Raw genomic sequence first — 18,840 nt, 5'->3', positions numbered from 1 at the left:
CTACGCAGATTAGGTGTATTATGCGGATTTTTTACGGTCAATCAATACAGCAATAGCGATGACTATCCCTTTTACTACCATTTGATAAAAAGAGTTAACCCCCAGCAAGTTCAAGCCATTGTTTAGTGTACCGATGATAAGCACACCAATTAACGTACCTACGATTCGTCCGCGTCCTCCCGAGAGACTTGTTCCACCTAATACGACAGCCGCAATAGCGTCCAATTCATAAGAAGTACCTGCTGTCGGTTGCGCCGAGTTCAAACGCGAAGTCAAGATAGCTCCCGCCAATGCAGAGAGCATTCCAGCCAGAGAGTAAATCCAAATTTTTACACGCGGTACTTTAATACCAGATACAATCGAAGCCTTCTCGTTACCACCAATGGCATACGTTTTACGTCCAAATGGTGTTTTATGCAAAATGATCCATAGGACAGCAAAGGTAATGAGCATCGTAATCGCTGGAACCGGAATACCGAACTGATAGCCACGACCGAACAATTGAAATACCAGACTGTCCCCGAGTCCTGTAATAGGGTTACCATTGGTATAAACGAGTGTCAATCCTCTGAAAATGGTCATGGTTGCTAGTGTAGCGATGAACGGAGCCATTTTACCCTTCGTAATCATCAAGCCGTTGACCATCCCCATCACGCCACCCAATGCACAGCCGATGATAATCGCCAAAATAGGATCGAACCCGGCCAGCATCATATTTGCGACAAACGCACTGGATAGTGCTAATATGGAGCCGACTGACAAATCTATTCCGCCTGTGAGAATAACGAAGGTCATACCGAACGCAATCAACGCATTAATGGATACCTGGCGCAATAAATTCAAAATATTAAGCGGTTCCAAAAAGCTGGGATTTAAGACCGATACGATAATCACCAAAATAATGAGTCCCAACAACGGGCCAAGCTTCTGTGTGATTTGTGACATTTGAAAGCCTTTGCTGCTTTTTGATTCATTCATAGTTGTCATATTACTGTCCTCCTGTAGCTAGCGTCATAATATTTTCTTGTGTGGCTTCTTCCCTGCTCAGCTCTCCGCTGATCTTTCCCTCGTGCACCACGACAATACGATCGCTCATGCCGAGTACCTCAGGGAGTTCCGAGGATACCATGATAATCGCGACTCCACGTTCGGTCAGCTCGTTCATCAACTGGTAGATTTCCCGCTTGGCTCCCACATCCACACCTCTCGTCGGTTCGTCAAGAATGAGTACATTTGGACCAATACCTACCCATTTGGCAATAACCACCTTTTGCTGATTACCACCTGACAAACTGCGAACCGTTGTTTCACCCGATTGGGTTTTAATTTGTAAGCGCTTAATTAAAGTGTTAACAAAATCCAACTCTTTTTTACCTGAAATAAATCCTTTTGAGGTAAAGCTAAAGAGATTTGGCAGCACCATATTTTCCCGAATGGAAAAATCCAGAACCAAGCCCTCATCTTTTCGGTCTTCTGTAATGAAGCCAATCCCTAGTTTCACCGCGTCATCCGGCTTGCGAATAGTCACCTTTTTTCCACGTACATGGATCTCACCACGATCCAAAGCATCCAGTCCAAATAACGCCCTCATGATCTCGGTTCGTCCCGAGCCCATCAAGCCTGAAAAACCTACAATTTCACCAGACCGCACAGTAAAATTCACATTTTCAAACAAGCCTTTATGCGTGGCATTTTTGACCTCCAGCACCACTTCTCCCAAAGCGGGCGTTCTTACCGGATAGCGTTCAGTCAGCTCTCTACCTACCATTTTCCGTACAACTTCATCAAAATTCGTATCGGGAATCGCCTGAGTATCCACCGTTTTCCCGTCACGCATGATGGTAATCCGATCACAGATCGCGAATATCTCCTCCATCCGATGTGAAATATACACGATCGAAACACCATCTTTTTTCAAAGAAGTAATAACCTCGAACAGCTTCTGAATTTCCCGTTCGGTTAAGGCGGCTGTCGGCTCATCCATCACGATAACTTTAGCATCCGTCATGAGTGCTTTGGCTATTTCAATCATCTGCTGTTGACCCACTGAACACTCGCCTGCTTCACCGTTCAATGGAAGGTTTACCGAAAGCTTGCTGAATTGCTCATTTGCTAACGCTTTCATTTTAGAGCTGTCTAGTAAGCCCCACTTGGATGTCATTTCCTTGCCGATAAACAGATTTTCCAGCACGGTCATCTCCGGCCACACATTCAGTTCCTGGTGAATAAAAGCAATTCCTTTTTGCTCCGCTTCTTTGGGGTCAGCAAAATAGGTTTCCTGGCCGTCAATGATGATCGTTCCCTCATCTCGCCGATGCAGTCCGATTAAAATATTCATCAGCGTTGATTTTCCTGCACCATTTTCACCCATGAGGGCATGTACTTCTCCTTCACGAAGATTAAAGTCAACACCACTCAGTACCTGATTGGTTCCAAAGGCTTTGTGAATTCCTTTCATTTGAATCTGCATGCTGTACCCTCCTTTTTATTCAATATTGATTTATCCAAAATGAACTCCTGCCTGCAAAATACAATTGGCAAATGGCTTAGCCTCTCCTGTACGAATGACCGCCTTCGCATAACGGGTCAGCTCCTTGAATTGTTCATGAGAGCAAAACTCAATGACAGCAGCTTGCGTATTAATCTGTGGATGTTTTAATTGCTCCCCTGCAAAGGTGCGCATAATATACTGTAATGCTTGTTCATTTTCTTGTTTGATTTCTTCGGCCAGCGTTACTTTTTCGATCACCATATCTGCTGCAATGACATCAACAACGTCCTGAAAGGATGGAACACCCAGTTTAAGGGCCAAATCAATTTTGGTAACGCCTTCAGGAACAGGTAAGCCGGCATCAGCCACGACAATATAGTCTGTGTGGCCGAGATCCGCCAGTATTTTGGATATATGACTGTTTAGGATTCCATGTTTCTTCATATTATAATTGCTCCTCCACTTCACGACGGGTTGGCATTCCACCTTGGGCTCCAAATTTGGTTACGGACAATGACGCAGCACGATTAGCAAATTTCACACTGTCGGCCAGCGATTTTCCTTCGGCCAGTGCCACTGCAAAAGCAGCGTTAAACGTATCTCCTGCACCTGTTGTATCAACGGCTTCTACTTTATAAGTAGGAACCACGACTTCCTGTTCTCCGTCGAAAAATCGTACACCGTTGCTGCCCTCAGTCACAAACAGCTTGTTGGGATATTTACGCAACGCTTCTTGCAGGCTCATATCCTTAAACATAATGGCAGCTTCATGCTCGTTTGGCGTAATGTAGGTCGCATTCGCAATTACGCTTTCTTCCACTTCACGAGCCGGGGCTGGATTCAGCAACAAGGGTATCTGGTATTTCGCACAAATCTCGCTTACGTAAACAACCGTTTCTGTTGGTATTTCCTGTTGAATTAGCACAATATCCGAACTTCGGATGACGTCAAGCGCTTCTTCCACATAGGCGGGTGTCACTTCATTATTTGCTGCTTTTACCACGACAATACTGTTATCACCTTCAGCTAGTACAATATGCGCTGTACCGCTTTCCATATGTGTAACCGGTTTCACATAGCCAGTATGAACATGATTTTCTTCAAAATTTCGTAAAATCTGTTCTCCAAAATGGTCATCCCCTACACGTCCAATCATCGTAACGGCTGCTCCGAGTCGTGCTGCGGCTACTGCCTGATTGGCTCCTTTACCTCCAGGTACGGTTGTAAAGCTTTCACCCAATACCGTTTCACCAGCACCGGGACGTTTGGACGAAGTAACTACGAGATCCATAGAACTGCTTCCGATAATCGAAATTTTAGCCATCATAATCCACCTTTCTCGTCGTTTCCCGTTCTATAAATTTGACGGGCAATTGTATGCTTGAATAGGTAAGTACTTTCGAATGAAGATTAGGTACGCTTGACTTCGTTACTTGCGACTGCTCAATCAACTGAATGAGTAGTCCTGCTGCTTCCCAGCCCATTTCATAAGCAGGTTGTCGGATCGTTGACAAAGGCGGGAATAACAAACTGCTTAATGGTATATCATCAAACCCGATAATTTGAACATCATCCGGGATTTTCTTTCCTAATCTATGTGCCTCATGCATCACCGCTGTAGCCACGATATCGTTACTTGCGATAACTCCGTCCGTATCCGGGTACTTGCTAAACAGCTCTTTGGCCCACGACTCGGCCTCCTTGAACGAAAAGGAAGTTGTCTCGACCACATGGTAAGCAATTCCGGATTGCCGAAGCTCTTCAACCGCCCCGCGAAAACGGTCTTGTGCTGGACGAATATGTGCAGGGCCCTGCATGACTGTAATTTGTTTGCTGCCGCGGGCAACCATTTCTTGAGCAGCCAAGCAACCGCCATGGGCTCCATCCGCAAATACGGAGAGGCTGTCACTGGAAGTTCGATCGAGAAAAACGACCGGGATCTTCAGTTTAGCGTAACAGTCGGCATCGGGATCATTGGTAGAAGAAATAACACCAACGACATTATTTTGAACAAAAGTATCCATGTAATCCAATTCTTTTTGGCGATCTTCATCACTATTACCGAAAATAATCCGAAAATCATTTTCCTGCATTCGATCCTCCACCCCACGAGCTAACAAGGGAAAGTAAGGGTTCGTAATATCCGGCAGCAGCAGGCCGATTAATCTGGATTTCTTTTTATACAAAGAACGTGCAACTTCATTGGGCTTGTAATTTAACTGCCTCACAGCAGCCTCTACCTTTCGCCGTGTATCCTCATGTACATATCCAGTTTCATTAATAACTCTGGATACGGTCGCTACGGAAACACCTGCAAAGCTGGCGACTTCTTTAATTGTTGTCATAGTGTAGGTTCAACTCCAATGTGTAACCGGTTACACATATAAAATATCATAGCATTAATTTTTTGACAAGCATTAATTATTTGCACGTTGAATGCTTTAGCTTTATAATTCTTGTTGTAACTAATGAAGTTCCACCTTTATGCACATTCTAAAGTGGGGAGCACTACTCCCGGTTACTCAATAAAATACGTATACATGGAGGCTTTTTCCTGATGAATATTGAAGTATGGTCTGATTATATGTGCCCATTCTGTTATATTGGCAAACGCCGTTTGGAGCAAGTATTACAGCAATTTCCACATCGCAATGAGGTGCAATTGACATTCAAGAGTTTCGAATTGAACCCGGATGCTGTGAGAGATAGCGGTAAAACGATCAATGAAGAACTATCCGCTAAATATGGGGTCAGTCTGCAAGAGGCTCAGGCTATGAATGATCGAATGAACGAAAACGCACGCTCTGCGGGTCTTGATTATAATATTCATGCCATGGTGCCGACGAACTCTCTTGATGCTCACCGCTTAACACTTTGGGCTCAAACACAAGGCAAAATGCTGGAGCTGAGCGAGCGTTTATTCCAGGCTGTATTCATCGAAGGCAAGCATACAGGGGATCATGAAGTGCTGGTAGCGCTGGCTACTGAGGTTGGTTTGGATCAAAAGGAAGCGGCTGCTATATTAGCCAGTGACCGCTTTACCGACGAAGTTAGAGCTGATGAATCCGAAGGCGCTGAGTTAGGTGTTCAGGGTGTACCATTCTTTGTATTTGATCGAAAATTTGCTGTTTCTGGTGCCCAGCCGGAGGAAGTATTCCATGATGCGCTTCAAAAAGCATGGGATGAACGTTCACCTTTCACCATGATAAGCGGCAGCTCGTCCAAACAAGATGCAGGTGGTATATGTACCGATGAGGGTTGTGAGCTTCCAGGACGTGAATGAAGATTATCTATTCCCTAAATAAATTTAAAAAAAGCGTGCCAGCACCCAATTAAACCTGAGCTGGCACGCATCTTTATTTTATAACGATTTAATCATTCCGCCATCCACAAGGATGGTGCTCCCTGTCAAATAGGATGAAGCTGAAGACGCCAGAAAAGCAACAACTTTACCGAACTCTTCAGGCTCTCCATACCGCCCCAATGGAATGCCCTCTTCTGCTTGTTTACGAACCTGATCCGTGGTTTGCTGAGTTTTCTCAGCTCGATGCTCGTCCAAGCTACGCACGCGATCGGTTGCAATTCTCCCTGGTGCTACAGTATGTACCAGAATATTATGAGGAGCTAATTCCAGAGACAATGTTTTCGCCAATCCAGCGACTCCAGTACGTAGCGTATTTGAAATGATTAACCCCGGAATTGGCTGTTTAACTGAGGAAGAAGCAATATTTAAAATCCTACCGTTTTGTTGTTTTTTCATATAAGGTAACACCTCACGGATCAACCGGATATGACTAAGTAAATTTTGTTCAAAGGCCTGCATCCACACTTCATCTGTAAAATCATCAAAGGTACCGGCAGGAGGCCCACCCGCATTGTTAACCAAAATATCAACGGTGCCAAACAAATCAGCTGTACGGCGGATGGCCTGGGAGATATGTTCTGGTTTTGTTACATCGCAAACTACATATTCAACGCGGCCACTCGCTGTTTCCAGTAATTCCGCCTGCGTCCGCTGAAGCTCTGCTTCGTTCCGTCCTGAAATGACGACATTCGCACCCTCGCGTGCCAGCTCCCGTGCGCTTGCTTTGCCGAGTCCTTTACTGGAACCTGCAACAAAGGCTGTTTTTCCCGTTAATCCTAAATCCATCTATAACACTCCCTTTTCTCAGTGTTCTCTATTTAATTGTACACATGACCAGCACATAATGCGAATAGCTTGGTAGTATCATGAATACGAAATCATTAATTGCAAGGTAAAATAAAAAGGCATGACATTTAGTCAGGGGCCCTTTTTGCTTTCAAAATTTTGTTTGTTTACAACACGTTATGATGTTGATGTAGTAGTTGTTGTTGGCTGTTCGTATACAACAACGGACTGGCTTTCAGGCTCCCATTTAACATTTGTCCCCAAGGCCTCTCCGATTACCCTTACAGGTACCATTGTCGTCCCATCCACTATGGATGCTGGCTGCTCGATAGAATACGGCTGACCGTTAATATATGCTTTCGGACTATTAACAAATAATTTGACGGACACGCCGTTACGGGTGACTGTAACAGCCTTTTCTTTCGGATCCCAGGAAACCTTTGCATCCAAAGCTTCGGAAGCTGTTCTAAACGGAACAAGTGTGGTCCCCTTGCGGTTAATCGGTTTGGCATCGTATTCTTCACCATTCACGAACAGCTTCATACCCGACGGCCGTCCAGCCTTCTTCGAGAATTCACCGAGCTTTTTGTAGCTGTCCAGATCGGACACATTAGCCAGTACCGCCTCCTCCTGCATGTAAACGGCATCTGTCACATTTCCGTTTTCAGCCAGTAGCTCAGCTGCCTCAGTCAGTGCTTTACCAGAATTCCGGATCAATTCAAGTTCAGCAACCTGCTCTGGAGTCAAACGGTCCGGGTATTTCGTAAGCAGCAGATTCGCAATAACCGCTCCTGCCGGCTTATCCTTCGTATTTTCTACCGCGTGAAGCAGACCCTTGTAACCGTTGCGTCCCTTGTGACCATTATGGTCTTTGGACTCTTCGTACGTATCATCCGTTACTGCAACAGGTTCGGTTTTTCTGATTTCTGCGAGTTTTTCTTTTTTACTGTTTTCATCCTTTTTACCGGATGCTTTGTCCTTTTGTTTTTTGGACTGATCATTGTCTGAGTCATGGGGATTGATTAGCTCTTCCCCACTCTTTTCATTCCCGTCTTTAACAGACGTCTTTGCTTCCTGTTTGTTCTCATGATCATTTCCGCGTCCCTGCTTGGCCTCAGCGGTTCCTGCTGCCAATCCCAAGACCAGTATACACGCTAATAAAGCTGTCCAAGTGTTTCTCATGATGCGATTCCTCCTTATAGTAAAGACCGGGCTCAAATGTCCCTAGATGTATTAACGGCTTCTCTAAGCTGATTTTTTATCTTTTCTTTAACTAATGTGTGGGACACCAATATAGCCGCAGTCCAGATTGCCAAAACCACTATAAAATTTTATTATACGCCTAACCTATTTACACAGTATAATGAGAATTACACATGCATTTTTAAGTATCAGCCTTTACATTCGCATAATAGAAAGAAGATGAAACAGACATGTTCGGCACCATTCTTTTGGACGTTGTTTTACCTATTTTTGTACTTATCGGTTTTGGTTGTATCATGCAATATTATTTTCGACTGGATTTGTATACCTTAGCTAAAATCAATTTTTACTATATCACCCCCGCAGTTGTGTTTACGGGTCTTTATAACTCGGAAATTTCTTTAATGCTCATGGGTGAGGTTTCACTTTTTTATGCCTTGTACATAGCTATTCTGTACGTAATCAGCACTACCGTCGCCAGATCTCTGAAATACAGTCCCGGAATGCGTGGAGCTTTTACAAATAGTGTAATGCTAGATAATTCAGGAAATTATGGTCTGCCAATCAATCAGTTGGTGTTCAAAGGTGACCCTTTGGCCATTTCCGTTCAAGCTCTGATTATGACCTTTCAAAGCTTTGTCACATTTACATACGGCACTTTTGTTGTGCAAAACGGCAAGGCCAATACTCGAAAAATATTAATTAATTTTTTAAAAATGCCTGTTCCCTATGCGCTTGCGCTAGGTTTGCTCCTAAATCTGCTGCATAGTCCATTGCCTAATTTACTAGCTGAACCTTTGAATTATATTAGTCAGTCGATGGTTGCCGTGGCTCTGCTTACTTTGGGAGCACAAATTGTGCAATATCCCTTTCGTTTGCGCCGGACTGCCGTGTACATCAGTATGGTACTACGCCTGATTGTTGGTCCAATGGTCGGTTTTATGCTCGTCTTGCTGCTGGGTCTTAAGGGAATTCCCGCTCAAGCCTTGCTCATTGCATCGGGTATGCCTACCGGCGTTAATACCAGTATTTTGGCGGAAGAATATAAAAACGAACCCGATTTTGCCGCACAAACAGTATTACTTTCCACGATTGTGAATGTCATTACGATGACCCTATTAATTTCAGCATCCCGGCATCTTGTTTGAGGTGTATGATCAATATAAAAAATGGATTAGAGACGCTTTTTGTCTAAGGACAGGAGCGTTTCCTTTTTCGAGATAAAAGAACATATGTTCCCGTCAGTGTTTCTTTTTCTACTTAAAGTGGTGTGTTTGTTTTGTGGAGATTGTATGCGAGAAATAGTTTTTTTCTATTATGAATTTTTCATATAGTGAAATAATTATATAATTTAATTTGAATCTCTATTAGTTACTGTTTTCAACTTGTCGTTGCATTTTCCCCAAAAAAAGAATGCAGGACAACAAGGTCATCAAAAATAAAGCCAGCTCACTCATTAGAGTGGCTGACTTAGGATTATCCTTATTAAGGTTAGGGCTCAATTCCCCATTGCTTGCTTCCAGACAGGTAAGCGGTTATTTTAGAAGAATCTTGTAAACTGTTTGCTGTGGGATTAAATGAATAATCATCGGTTTGTGTGTAACTGCTCCAGTCCTCTTTTGATATCCGGGTTTGCAACTCCACACTTTGACCGGGCTCTAAAGAACCCGCAGCCGAGTTAAAGCCGATTTCTACATAAGAATCTGCCCCTGGCTTCGCATTGGATAATGTTTTGAAGCTAGCAATCACATTCCCTGTACCGACGCTCGACCAATCTGTGAAGAAATTTTGTGCTTTCTCCCCGTTAATGGTGTAATAATAACGCAATGTCACGTCTGCTAGGGAAATTGATGAGGTTCCCGTATTGGTTATTTTAAATTTGGAACTGATTGTATTGCTTGTGGCGGATACATTCCCATTGAAGGCTTGCACCTTCAGAACGCCCTCGCCTGTTCCCGGCTCACTTGGCGTATCTCCTTTCACCGTAATCGTGAACAACGCATCAGTGCCTGTACTAAAATGGAAGTTGAGCGTGGTCTCTCCTTTAGGAAGTTTCGATAAATACTTGTTAGTAAGAACGACCGTTTCTTCACTAACCGTATAATCTTCACTCTTGTTCAGCACCACGCTTCCCTGCTTGATCGCTTCTAGCGTATTACCGTTAAGTGTAAGCTTGACAGTAATATCGGTATTGCTGTTATCTACTCCATAGGTTGCAGTCGTTGGTGTAATACTTGCTTGCCCGGTAGATGGCTGATCACCACCCACACGATCTGCCACCAGAATGCCGCGGCCATTCGTTCCCAGATAAGCACGTCCGTAAACCCGAGGGTCCCCAATAATTTTGGTCACTCGAGCATATTGATGCTTGTCATCATTAATGCGCGCCCAGTTTGCGCCAGCATCGTCCGAACGGTAAAATCCACGTGTACCATCAATTTTACCAACGATAAATACCGCTGCATTCGTACGGTTCGGCGCTGCCTTACCAAAGCCTACAAAATCCGCTTCCTGCACATTAGAGAGCTTGGTGAACGTAGCGCCAGAATCCTTGGAATGCCATAAGCCATATGGCCCTCCATCCTCGGAGCCTCCGGCGAACCATACATCTCCTTCTGCTCCTCGTACAGCGTCAATATCAGCATTGCCTGCTGTCGGTAAGCCAGTTACCGCTGATGGCGTAAAGGATACGCCTCCATTGGTGCTCACATATATTTTCCCGGAGGCAAATGCGTAATATTTATTAGGGTTCACTCGATCAGAGACGATCTTTGCATTCGCTGGAATCCCTGTGCTTGCTGTCCATGCGTTGCCGCCAGTTTTGGAGTAGAACACACCTTTGTCCGATGTACTCCACAGCAAGCCATTCCCATCTGCCGCTACGGCGATGCTCCCTCCTCCTGTTGTACCGGAAGGCTCGCTATTTGCCTTATACCAGTTGGCTCCGCCATCATTGGAAAAACCGATGGATTTGGCATTTGGATCTTTTTTATAATCCGCTTTACCTACCCGGGCCATAAAAGAAGGATTCAACTCGGCATAATCGATGCTTTCGCTGCTTGTAAAGGTCGGATTATCCAGCATTTTAGCTGGAGCCTTGAACAGATCGTCATGCTTGAAACCAGAGACATCACCTACTGCGCTCACCAAAGGCGCGCCAACTGGAGGGCTCACCAAATCCAAAATCGCTGTTTCCTCTACCCCTTTAGCGGCTACCGAAATATCTAGCTTTCCTCCTTTATCCCAATTGGTCAGGTTTTTAGAGCCATAAATCGTAGCTCCGGTGCCATACAGCATATGGTCTGAATTAAACGGATCTATCTCCAGATCTCCGATCATCCAGCCCAGCTTGGGCGATGCTTCCGGTGGAGCAGGGTTGGCATTGAAAGTCAGCCAAGGCGCACCGCTTATATCCAGATTGTATTTCAGCTTGCGAGACGGATAACCATCGAATTCCCAAATAGGACTCCAGGTTGCCCCACTATCCGTGCTGCGGTAAATCGTTTCATCCGGCCACCAGGCATTCAAGGTAGCAACCATAAGTGTACCTGGCTTCTGGGCATCCACCGTCAGTCCACCATATCCAAAATGATTGTCCGCGCTGCTGCTACCAATAGGGCTAATGTTAGTCCACTGCCCGCTTGCTGTATTCAATTTCCACAGTTCACCCTTTGTTCCGTCATATGGACCAGCTCCATCGCTATAAGAAATATACAAGTTGCCGTCCGCTGATAACACACCGTGATGTGGCAAATAGCCCGTAGGCTGTCCCGCTATAGCAGACCAGGTTGTTCCGCCATCTGTACTGCGATAGACACTTTGCTTTTTATCTGCAACACCTACATAGATCGTCTGCGTTGCTTTACTGGAAGAGCCTGTTTTTTTGTCAAAGGTAATCCAGGCCAAACCGACAATGTCGCTGGTATATTCATTGGAAGGGTCCTGTACATACGTCCCTGGATTCGGGAAACTGCTCACCTTGCTCCAAGTTGCTCCGAAGTCAGAGCTTTTCCATAGTCCATTACCACTTCGAGCTCCAAAGAACAAAATATTATTCTTATTTGGATCAATCGTCAGACGTTCACCCATTGAACGCCCCGGCATATTGCCCCCCACCTTAAAAGGAAGCTTGGTTGTCTGCCACGTATTGCCCCTGTCGGTGGAACGCATAATCTGCCCGTTTTCTTTATCCCATGAATTAGTATACGTGCCTGTAGCTATATATACGCGATTCGGATCAATAGGATCAGTCGCCAGTGCATCGACTCCATTTTTGTTCCAATCCTCCCAGCCCACAGAATCCGTCAGCGGAACCCAGCTCTCATTGGCAGCATTCCAGCGGTAAGCTCCTCCAATATCTGTACGGGCATAGATTAGGTCTTTTTCCGTTTCATTAAAAATAATGCCAGGTACAAAACCACCACCTCCACCTGTTACGACACTTTTCCAACTGTAATCGTCACTTGGAGCAGCATGAGCCGGTGCTATCATTCCTGTCCAGGAAGCACCCGCTACCACAAGCGCCAAACAAGCAATTCTCAACCTGTTTTTTGCCTTAGTCAATGAATTCAACCTCCTTCTTCATTATCATTTGAATATGCGAGTCATTCTGAGATCAAAGTAATCAGCCGATTCTGAATACGTTCCTATCGTTATCGTTGCTTCTCACAAATCTGACAAATGTTTTCTCAGGCTCACCTCCATTCAACCAATATATACGGTGCGATACTCGTTTTGTTAGCGCTTACATCGGTGTCTTGCTCAATAGATTCGTCATCTTTTTCTCATTTCCTTGTGCGAAAAATCAAGATAATGCAATATTATCTCGTGCTCCTCAGCTTATAATATGAGGTTTGGACTTCCTTAAGATTTAACACCTTTTATTTAACTCTATTATGAATTTTTCATATAATGAATTAATTACTTCATTTTCATTCTTTATGGATGTCAAAATACTTTGATTTACAACAAAAAACCGCGCTATGCGCGGTCAGAGTGTCGAGAAAGTCTAGAGGACTTTTCGACACTTCTATTTTTATATGGGGAGACGCATCTTTTAAAACAAAAATCGATTTAAAACGATCTGAGGACCCTAGTTTTTAGACCACTAAGACAGTTTTAAACCCCCTGCAAAAAAACAGGGGGTTTCTCGACAGCCTGACCGCGCTATGCGCGGTTCCAGCTTACATTGCTTCCGTTAATACTGTCATCAGTCATAAACATATGCATATTATTGCAAGTATTCAAGCGCCAGAGCTAAAAATATATGTCCTGAGACGAGCAATGCTCGCTCATCAAAATCAAAGTGAGGATGGTGATGAGCAAAATGCGTTCGTTCATCCTCATTGCGTGCACCCACATGAATGAATGCTCCCGGTCGCTGCTCCAAATAATAAGCAAAATCCTCTGCTCCCATGACTGGCTTCAAATCCAAAAAAGCGTCTACTCCATACAGTCTGCCGATGAGCTCGCGTACACGTTCCGTTTCGGCTTCGGCATTCACCAAAGAAGGATAGCCATTCAAATAGTCAATTTCGTATCCGGCATGATAAGCCTCAGTCAAGCCCTTGACGATACCGCGAATTTCATTCTCGACTTCCTTACGCACTTCCTTATTAAACGTACGTACAGTCCCTTCAATTTTGGCCTTATCTGCAATCACATTAAAGGCAGTTCCAGCTTGAAATACCCCAATCGTTAACACTGCTGATTCAATAGGGTCCACCCTGCGACTAACCACCTGCTGCAACCCGTTCACAATTTGACTGCCGATAACAATAGAGTCAACCGTCTGATGCGGTCGTGCGCCATGCCCGCCTTTACCGTTGATCTGGATCGTAAACGCGTCGACAGCCGCCATCGCAGGCCCACTCTTTAATCCAATTTTACCAAGCGGAATTTCAGAGGCGAGGTGAATACCGTATACCGCCTCTACCCCATCCAGACAGCCATCCTCAATCATAAACTTGGCTCCACCAGGCGGTTTTTCTTCTGCATGTTGAAAAATAAACACAAGCTTTCCCTTCAAGGCCTCACGGTTATGGCTCAATACGCGTGCCACTCCAAGTAACGCAGCCGTGTGACCATCATGTCCGCAGGCATGCATAACACCCGAAACGGTCGATTTATAAGGCACATCCTTTTCATCCTGAATGGGAAGCGCATCAAAATCAGCACGAAATGCAATCGTTCTACCTGGCTGACCGCCTTCTAAAAACCCGAGCACACCGTTTCCACCCACATTCGTTCTTACCTCAATGCCAAAAGAGCGCAATTGATCGGCGATAAATGCAGACGTATTCGTTTCTTCAAAAGAAAGCTCGGGATGCTGATGTAGATGTCTTCTCCACGCAATCAGCTCTTGTTCACCATCTTTTAATTCCTGAACCCATTTTTCTAGCATAATACCCTCTTTTCCTATTGAATTTATATGCTTCTATCCTTATCTTACCATGAACGGCCTGTAGAATGTAGTTCTTTTATCATGCTGATAGTAGATCAAAGCGGTGTCTTGAACCTAGGACGGGTAATGACAAGCGGCATAATGTCCTGTGCTAATCGCTGTCAGTCCTGGCACTTCTTCCTCACGGCAACGCGAGGTCGCTAGTGGACAGCGGGTATGAAAACGACAGCCGGATGGAGGCTTCGCAGGCGAAGGAATCTCACCTTGTATCGTAATTAGCTCCCGGCGGTTTTTCGGATTTGGATTAGGTATCGAGGCAACAAGCCCTCGGGTATACGGATAGGCAGGATGCCTGAAACAACTCGTCACTTGGAGCAATTCTACAAGTTCCCCCAAGTACATAACCACTATACAGAGCAATGGCACGGGCTATCCCGATTCGTTGGCGCGTCCTCCCAAAAACTCATACGGAAATCGCGAACCATAGCAGATCAGGACCACATCACCGGATCAAACGCCGACATCGGCTCCTGAAATACCATCGCCATCTTTTTGCCGCGAAGTGAGCTTAATTCCTGCTGCGACAAAACGGTCAAATCTATGTACTGCAACCGTATTTGTCCTTGGGCAATTCGTCCGTTTTCATAATCGGTTAGCCGCATAATCGACTTGGGGGTAATCGTTTTTCCGCTGCCGGATTCACCGTTGGGGCAGACCATTTCTCCCGTCCTGATCGTTAGTGATACGTTGTCGAGTGCTTGCAGTAAACCTTTTTTAGTGTGAAATTCGACCGTATAAATGTTCAATCTACAGCAATGATGACAAACGGACTCCCTCCTTCTATAGCATTTAAGAATAGGCTTTTTGTTGCTAATTTGCATTTCTTTTCGGGTCCAACTGGTCTCTTAGAAGACTTGAATTGACAACAAAAAAGAGCCGACAGGATACTCTCCCCGACTCTTTTTCATTACTGATTTTCTATTTCGAATTTTTCAGGTATTGAAAAACTGACTTATATTCCCTCTTACCGGATGTGTCTGTTCCTTGTACTCGCCTTTCGTATAACTTCCAATCACCTTTCGCCAAAAAGATTGTGCCGGCCTATTGGTGCTCATTTGGGTCACCTTCCAACGTCCGTTAAAACGTCCAAACAGCTCATGAGCCGCCCAAGTCCCAACCCCATTATGCCGATAAGGACGAAGTACAAAGAACTCAGCCATGTAGTAGTCAGCTTCTCGATTGCTGGACATTCGGTCAACGAGTGCAAAGCCTACAGGAATATCCTGTCTCCAAATTAGAAAAGGCAGCTTCTGTTCACCGCTCGTCCAATATTGATACAAGTCTGGATAAGCCGGGAATGTCCCCTTCTCAGTGACATCAATTCGAAGATAGGCTGTAAAATCATATAAATAAAATTGCATGAGCTGTACAATAATGTCCTTTTGCGACTCCGGTACACTCTTAATAGACAGCTTCAGTTCCGATTTGATATTATACCCCATACTTTCACCTCTCTTGGCGGTTCAATCTGTTCTTTAACTTCGAATTACATCCCATCCAGTGCTGTGCAAAATATGCTAAAATACATATATATTATGACCGGACGAGGTGGAACCCAATGAATATACAAAAGATCATCGACCGGCGCAAACTAGATGAAAAAATGCCGGGATTACCATGGTACGTGCAGCAATTTATGGATTACAAGCTGCCCGACCTGTCCCCTTCCACATTACTAGAATATGTGCGGGATTACGAAGCTTTCTTTTCATGGCTTCGCTCGGAAGGCTTGTCTACTGGAGAAACAAATGCCCAAGTTACACTGGAAGAATTGGAGACACTTCATATGGACAGTATTACAGGCTTTCGATTATTCCTGTCTACGAAGCGCGAAGGCTCCAACTCCCGTATTACCATTTCACGTAAGCTATCGTCCCTGCGTTCGCTTTTTCATTATTTGAGTCAGATCGCTGAGGATGAAAATTTTTATCCATTGCTCAAACGCAACATTATGGCCAAGGTCGAAATCAAGCGTATACATAAACCCAAGGATACGGCGGCCAAGCTTAAAGGTAAAATACTGGAAGAGGAAGAACTGCTTGAATTCATCGGTTATATTTATGAAGGCTATGGTCACGATTTGGCCGATAACAAGCAGGCGTTATACTCCTATGAACTAAATAAGGAACGGGATGCCTGCATCGCCAGCCTCATTTTGAACTCAGGCCTGCGCGTATCTGAAATCGTCAATCTGAATCTAGATGATTTAGACATAAACAATAAATTATTATATGTGTACCGCAAAGGCAATAACGACGAAACCTTTAAAACGCCGGTGTATTTCCGCGAGCAATCCAAAGATGATCTCATACTTTATTTGTCCCTAAGACATACCCGTTACCGCGCCCCAAAAAAAGAAAAAGCTCTCTTTGTCGCACGTCCTAACGGCAGTACAGAAGGCAAACGGATGACCAAAAGAGCTATTCAGGCAATGATCATCAAGTACGCCAAGCGTTTCGGCAAGCCTTACCTTACCGTGCATAAGCTTCGTCATTCCTTTGCTACTGATTATTATTTACAAAATGATATTTACAAAACAAAGGAACAACTGGGGCACGCTTCGACAGAAACAACAGAAGTGTATGCCCACCTGACTGACAAAACCATGTCCAAGGCGATCGAACGGCGGGTAGACACTCTAACCGACTCAGCCGATTGATGTCTCACCCCTGCTTATTCCTCATTTCTTCTATCTGCTTTTGAATCTGTTCGAGTAGCCAGCGGCCTGCGGGTCCGTTGGCCTCGGCAGGAAATATCTGTATCATTTCATCTGAGTAGTGACCTTGAGCCCAATCCATTTGATGCTCCCAAACCGCTACTCCCTGTACATTTGTCAGCTTACCGGTAAGCTGAGCATCCGATTGTTCCTTCACCATGACCAGCTTTGGATAATCCTCCTGCTTGAAGCCTTCCAGCAACACACAATCATAGGCCTGAAAATGCCGGATCAGACTGGTGACAGGCTGACTATGCTCTTCTAAAATGGCTGTTCTTCCAGCCGAAACAATAGCTACGCCTTCAGCACCCGCCTGTCGGTGCTTGTACGTATCTGTACCCTCATGATCCATTTCAAATTCATGTCCATCATGCTTGATCACTGCTACGCGTAGACCTGACTTCTGCACATAACGAATCAACCCTCCGAGAAAGGTCGTTTTCCCCGTATTTTTGAATCCGACGATTTGACATACAAATGGATGTTTCGTATTCACGTTACCTGTCCACCTTGTAATACCAGTACTCGCACCTCTTCACCTTTGCGTAATCCTTCTGTTGTAGGAGGAATCACGATCAGACAGTCGCTGTCCTTAATGGTCACCATGACACTGGATTCATCTACTTGCGCAGGAATCGCGTATACTTGCCCACCACGTATCTCCAGAGAGCTGCGTACAAAGCGTGTATAGTTGTTTACCTTCGTATAATCTGCGCCTAACTTCGCCGTCCAGGTTTGTAAATATGGATGTGCCGAAGATAACATCATTTGGATCGTCGGCCGTACAAACAGCTCACAGCCTACAAAGCACGCACCGGGGTTGCCTGAAAGCGCAAATAACAGCTTGCCGTCAATCAAAGCGGCTGTGGTCACACTTCCTGGACGCATCGTAACCTTGTTGAACAGCATATTCACATCTTCCTGTCGTACCAGGTCACCCATAATATCAAAATCCCCCACCGATACTCCTCCACTCGTGACCACGATATCATAGGCAGCTATCGCTTCACGTACAGAGGTACGGGCAAGGCTCAAATCATCATGAATGGCTTGTAAAATGAACGGCTCTCCTCCTGCCTCTCTAATTTGAGAAGCCAGCATATATGTATTACTGTTTCGAATTTTCCCCGGTTGTAACGGCTCATCCACTGCAAGTAATTCCGATCCTGTAGAAAAAACGGCCACCCTGGGCTTTCTGTAAACAGGTACCTGATGTACTCCAAAAGTAGCCAGTACCGAGATGTGCCCTGCTCCCAGGCAGGTTCCCTTACTAAGCAAAAGCTGACCTTCCTGAATCTCATGACCAATCTGTGTTACATTTTTGCCAATCTCCATACGCTTCTTCAAGCCGACATATGTCTGTCCGTTTTCCTCACGCAGCTGTGTTGCTTCCAGCATGACAACTGTGTCCGCCCCTTCAGGTAATTGCGCTCCTGTCATGATACGGGCAGCCATTCCAGTCTCCACCCGCTTGTCCGATACGGTGCCACATGGAATTTCATCAATCACATGTAACCAGATTTCCTGACCGGACGAGCAGACTTCGGTGTCCGAGCCAAGGATCGCATAACCGTCCATACCTGAGCGACGAAAACGGGGATACGGGTGTGGTGCGGTCAAATCCATTGCCAAAGAACGTCCATGCGCCTGCTCCAGCTCTACGTCTTCCCTTTCACCCTGTTTAACATGACTAGCTATCCTGCTTTGCGCCTCTTCCACCTGAACTGCTTTACGCTGGAATTTTTCTGCGTTTAATGATGTATGATTCATAATTTCACTCCGTTCTTCTAAAATGCCCTCTTTCTGTTATAACGCTA

17 protein-coding genes are annotated in these 18,840 nt (G+C 45.0%); 3 read left to right on the top strand and 14 right to left on the bottom strand.

What is annotated here, in order from left to right:
* Positions 1-18: 18 nt before the first annotated feature.
* Genes WA407_RS08415 through WA407_RS08395 form a run of 5 tightly spaced genes read right to left on the bottom strand, consistent with a single transcriptional unit; the run spans position 19 to position 4,836 of the window.
* Positions 19-987, bottom strand: a complete 969-nt coding sequence (locus WA407_RS08415) for an ABC transporter permease subunit (protein ID WP_013310465.1) — start codon at positions 985-987, stop codon at positions 19-21.
* 1 nt (position 988) lies between these two features.
* Positions 989-2,470 carry a sugar ABC transporter ATP-binding protein gene (locus WA407_RS08410; RefSeq protein WP_336077118.1) on the bottom strand — a complete coding sequence of 494 codons (1,482 nt, stop codon included), beginning with the start codon at positions 2,468-2,470 and terminating at the stop codon, positions 989-991.
* A gap of 30 nt (positions 2,471-2,500) precedes the next feature.
* Entirely contained in the window at positions 2,501-2,935 is a 435-nt protein-coding gene (gene rbsD / locus WA407_RS08405) for a D-ribose pyranase (protein ID WP_336077117.1), read from the bottom strand.
* A gap of 1 nt (position 2,936) precedes the next feature.
* On the bottom strand, positions 2,937-3,815 hold the full coding sequence (gene rbsK, locus WA407_RS08400) for a ribokinase (RefSeq protein ID WP_235309712.1): 879 nt from the start codon (positions 3,813-3,815) through the stop codon (positions 2,937-2,939).
* A complete protein-coding gene (locus WA407_RS08395; RefSeq protein WP_235309711.1) occupies positions 3,808-4,836 on the bottom strand; it encodes a LacI family DNA-binding transcriptional regulator in 1,029 nt (342 codons plus the stop codon). Before WA407_RS08395 ends, rbsK begins: the two co-directional genes overlap by 8 nt.
* 212 nt (positions 4,837-5,048) lie before the next feature.
* Between WA407_RS08395 and WA407_RS08390 the strand changes: the two genes are divergently transcribed.
* Positions 5,049-5,774, top strand: coding sequence for a DsbA family oxidoreductase (locus WA407_RS08390; RefSeq protein ID WP_039273213.1), 726 nt, complete (start codon positions 5,049-5,051; stop codon positions 5,772-5,774).
* A gap of 78 nt (positions 5,775-5,852) precedes the next feature.
* On the opposite strand, the gene WA407_RS08385 is transcribed toward WA407_RS08390, so the two are convergent.
* Together WA407_RS08385 and WA407_RS08380 are read right to left on the bottom strand one after the other, a co-directional pair.
* A complete protein-coding gene (locus tag WA407_RS08385) occupies positions 5,853-6,641 on the bottom strand; it encodes an SDR family oxidoreductase (RefSeq protein ID WP_235309710.1) in 789 nt (262 codons plus the stop codon).
* Positions 6,642-6,818: 177 nt separating this feature from the next.
* A complete protein-coding gene (locus WA407_RS08380; protein WP_336077115.1) occupies positions 6,819-7,823 on the bottom strand; it encodes a copper amine oxidase N-terminal domain-containing protein in 1,005 nt (334 codons plus the stop codon).
* 251 nt (positions 7,824-8,074) lie between these two features.
* Here WA407_RS08380 and WA407_RS08375 point away from each other — a divergent pair, with 251 nt between their 5' ends.
* Complete coding sequence (locus WA407_RS08375; RefSeq protein ID WP_235309707.1) at positions 8,075-8,992, top strand: AEC family transporter; 918 nt, start codon at positions 8,075-8,077, stop codon at positions 8,990-8,992.
* Positions 8,993-9,335: 343 nt separating this feature from the next.
* Here the strand turns inward: WA407_RS08375 and WA407_RS08370 are convergent, their stop codons facing one another.
* From WA407_RS08370 to WA407_RS08350, 5 genes are all read right to left on the bottom strand, one after another.
* The gene (locus WA407_RS08370; protein WP_235309706.1) at positions 9,336-12,407 is read right to left on the bottom strand and encodes a X2-like carbohydrate binding domain-containing protein; all 3,072 of its coding nucleotides are present in this window, start codon (positions 12,405-12,407) and stop codon (positions 9,336-9,338) included.
* Positions 12,408-13,074: 667 nt separating this feature from the next.
* Positions 13,075-14,247: a M20 metallopeptidase family protein gene (locus tag WA407_RS08365; protein WP_336077114.1), complete on the bottom strand. Its 1,173-nt coding sequence runs from the start codon at positions 14,245-14,247 to the stop codon at positions 13,075-13,077.
* Between the two features lie 114 nt (positions 14,248-14,361).
* Complete coding sequence (locus WA407_RS08360; RefSeq protein ID WP_235309705.1) at positions 14,362-14,643, bottom strand: oligopeptide/dipeptide ABC transporter ATP-binding protein; 282 nt, start codon at positions 14,641-14,643, stop codon at positions 14,362-14,364.
* 95 nt (positions 14,644-14,738) lie between these two features.
* Positions 14,739-15,053, bottom strand: a complete 315-nt coding sequence (locus tag WA407_RS08355) for an ATP-binding cassette domain-containing protein (protein WP_235309704.1) — start codon at positions 15,051-15,053, stop codon at positions 14,739-14,741.
* A 186-nt stretch (positions 15,054-15,239) separates the two neighbouring features.
* Entirely contained in the window at positions 15,240-15,749 is a 510-nt protein-coding gene (locus tag WA407_RS08350; protein WP_061828257.1) for a GNAT family N-acetyltransferase, read from the bottom strand.
* 116 nt (positions 15,750-15,865) lie between these two features.
* On the opposite strand from WA407_RS08350, the gene xerS reads away from it, so the two are divergent.
* Entirely contained in the window at positions 15,866-16,966 is a 1,101-nt protein-coding gene (gene xerS, locus WA407_RS08345; RefSeq protein WP_235309703.1) for a tyrosine recombinase XerS, read from the top strand.
* Between the two features lie 4 nt (positions 16,967-16,970).
* Here xerS and mobB read toward each other — a convergent pair whose 3' ends face one another.
* Together mobB and WA407_RS08335 are read right to left on the bottom strand one after the other, a co-directional pair.
* Positions 16,971-17,519 (bottom strand): molybdopterin-guanine dinucleotide biosynthesis protein B, encoded by a 549-nt coding sequence (gene mobB / locus WA407_RS08340; protein ID WP_235309702.1) that lies wholly within the window; start codon positions 17,517-17,519, stop codon positions 16,971-16,973.
* On the bottom strand, positions 17,516-18,793 hold the full coding sequence (locus WA407_RS08335; protein ID WP_235309701.1) for a molybdopterin molybdotransferase MoeA: 1,278 nt from the start codon (positions 18,791-18,793) through the stop codon (positions 17,516-17,518). The genes mobB and WA407_RS08335 overlap by 4 nt, the downstream gene beginning before the upstream one ends.
* Positions 18,794-18,840 lie beyond the last annotated feature (47 nt).

Source organism: Paenibacillus sp. 203 (assembly GCF_037027525.1).
Taxonomy (GTDB): Bacteria; Bacillota; Bacilli; order Paenibacillales; family Paenibacillaceae; genus Paenibacillus; species Paenibacillus polymyxa_B.
The sequence above is the reverse complement of the archived record's forward strand: the minus strand, read 5'-3'. Positions and strand labels throughout refer to the sequence as shown.

Coding starts and splice junctions, on each gene's coding strand:
- WA407_RS08415 (WP_013310465.1), bottom strand. CDS start 987: ATGACAACTATGAATGAATCAAAAAGCAGCAAAGGCTTTCAAATGTCA.
- WA407_RS08410 (WP_336077118.1), bottom strand. CDS start 2,470: ATGCAGATTCAAATGAAAGGAATTCACAAAGCCTTTGGAACCAATCAG.
- rbsD (WP_336077117.1), bottom strand. CDS start 2,935: ATGAAGAAACATGGAATCCTAAACAGTCATATATCCAAAATACTGGCG.
- rbsK (WP_235309712.1), bottom strand. CDS start 3,815: ATGGCTAAAATTTCGATTATCGGAAGCAGTTCTATGGATCTCGTAGTT.
- WA407_RS08395 (WP_235309711.1), bottom strand. CDS start 4,836: ATGACAACAATTAAAGAAGTCGCCAGCTTTGCAGGTGTTTCCGTAGCG.
- WA407_RS08390 (WP_039273213.1), top strand. CDS start 5,049: ATGAATATTGAAGTATGGTCTGATTATATGTGCCCATTCTGTTATATT.
- WA407_RS08385 (WP_235309710.1), bottom strand. CDS start 6,641: ATGGATTTAGGATTAACGGGAAAAACAGCCTTTGTTGCAGGTTCCAGT.
- WA407_RS08380 (WP_336077115.1), bottom strand. CDS start 7,823: ATGAGAAACACTTGGACAGCTTTATTAGCGTGTATACTGGTCTTGGGA.
- WA407_RS08375 (WP_235309707.1), top strand. CDS start 8,075: ATGTTCGGCACCATTCTTTTGGACGTTGTTTTACCTATTTTTGTACTT.
- WA407_RS08365 (WP_336077114.1), bottom strand. CDS start 14,247: ATGCTAGAAAAATGGGTTCAGGAATTAAAAGATGGTGAACAAGAGCTG.
- WA407_RS08350 (WP_061828257.1), bottom strand. CDS start 15,749: ATGGGGTATAATATCAAATCGGAACTGAAGCTGTCTATTAAGAGTGTA.
- xerS (WP_235309703.1), top strand. CDS start 15,866: ATGAATATACAAAAGATCATCGACCGGCGCAAACTAGATGAAAAAATG.
- WA407_RS08335 (WP_235309701.1), bottom strand. CDS start 18,793: ATGAATCATACATCATTAAACGCAGAAAAATTCCAGCGTAAAGCAGTT.